Origin of the sequence: Synechococcus sp. H55.2 (assembly GCF_047462495.1) — a bacterium.
Taxonomy (GTDB): domain Bacteria; phylum Cyanobacteriota; class Cyanobacteriia; order Thermostichales; family Thermostichaceae; genus Thermostichus.
The window spans coordinates 1-1,495 of the sequence record NZ_JANSJH010000186.1; the positions used below are offsets into that span (position 1 = coordinate 1).

Here is a 1,495-nt window from a genome sequence, read left to right on the forward strand (position 1 = left end):
GCCCCTCTCCCTGAGGGAGAGGGGAGTTAGAGCGGCGCGTTCGCGACAGCGTTGCCTAGCAATAGCGATGTAGAGAAACGTTGTGTTGCTACTTGAAGTGACTATAGAGGTTGAAAGTGAGAGTAATTTCTACAGAAAAAAGGAGAGAGGCTGTTAGGTTTTCCTCCCTCCGATCTCTTCGTCGCGGTTAGCGTTAACGCCAGCTAGATTTTAACCGATTCTTCCCGCACGATTCAACTTTTTTCTCGATTTTTTCTCGAATTTCTCTTTGACTCAACACATTTTTTTAAACAGCAACACAAGGTTTAGGACAGACAGTTTGCCCCAAAAAGTTAGCCCTTCCCCTTAGCTTGCAACGGGTTTACAAAGACAACTGGCGCAGCGACTTTTGTATGTATTAGGTCTTGTCTTCCGGCCCTCAGCCGCTGTTATTGCCGCACACCGCCACCTCCGCAGCTCGACCCACTCCAGCAGAAACTATCCCCTCATTAACTAGGACTGACTCTCATTAACCCAGAAGCTCGGCTAAAGCCGAAGAAGAGAGAAAGGGATCCCTGCCAAAGGCAGGATGGCCAGTTCCGCCGGCGCGGGATCCCTGTCACATCCAAGACAAGAGAGGAAGACTGATGGATAGAACTCCACCACTCAACTGAGTAACAGCATAACTCTATTGAGACTAAATTGCAATACATAGCCGACAAAGTAGGAATAATTTGCATCAAGCCACGGGAGTCGGACAGAGGGGGCGGGGGCAATTGACAAAGATTGGCCGTTAAGTCTTCTCAGGAGGGCGGGCTTGCAGGCACAGGACAGCAACAGGTTCAAGTGTGGGGTAGTTTACTCTTGGTCCAACGGGGATCTAGCGACGATAGCCGAGTGGCCTGGAGCGAACCTGACGGCGTTTTTTGCGCCAGCGTTTCCAGTTGGAGACCATCCAATCGCTGAGGCTGTGGTTGGCCGATCCCAGCTCCAACCCCATCCCAATCCAAAACAGGATCTCGGCGTGAACTTGCAGCCATTGCCAGAGATCGCTGCGCCACACCCAAGGCTGCCACATCCACCAGCCCAACCGGGATCCCAGCCAAGCCACCGGCAGGCCAACTCCGCCGGCCCATAGGCTCAAGTACAGCACCCGCAGGGCGGTGCCCACGATGGGCCCATGCGACCAGAAGGAGCGATGCCGCATCCACTTGCGGTAGGGCAGCCAAATCCAGCGCAAGAACAGCCAGCGTTGGTACTGTCGAGAACAGGTGTCCAGATCTCCAGAAAACATCAGGCCACTGAACAGATAGGCGGATCCCACAGCCAGAGCAACGGTGGTGCTATTCCCCAACAAACCGGCGGCCAAGGTGATGCCGGGGGCCGTCCAGAGGGTGATGCGATCGTGGGTGGATCCCAGCGGCATAAGGCCAGAGCAACGGTACCCGACTGGCGCTCAGTCTACCCGCCAGCGGAGGAAAAAGCCTGACCTAGCTTCAGCTAGAAACCGCAGGAG

General features: G+C 54.7%; 1 protein-coding gene. It reads right to left on the minus strand.

Translation table 11 applies throughout. The features are described from left to right. Window positions 1–859 precede the first annotated feature (859 nt). Window positions 860–1,405: a metal-binding protein gene (locus tag NW844_RS12790; protein WP_414336194.1), complete on the minus strand. Its 546-nt coding sequence runs from the start codon at window positions 1,403–1,405 to the stop codon at window positions 860–862. Between the last annotated feature and the right edge of the window lie 90 nt (window positions 1,406–1,495).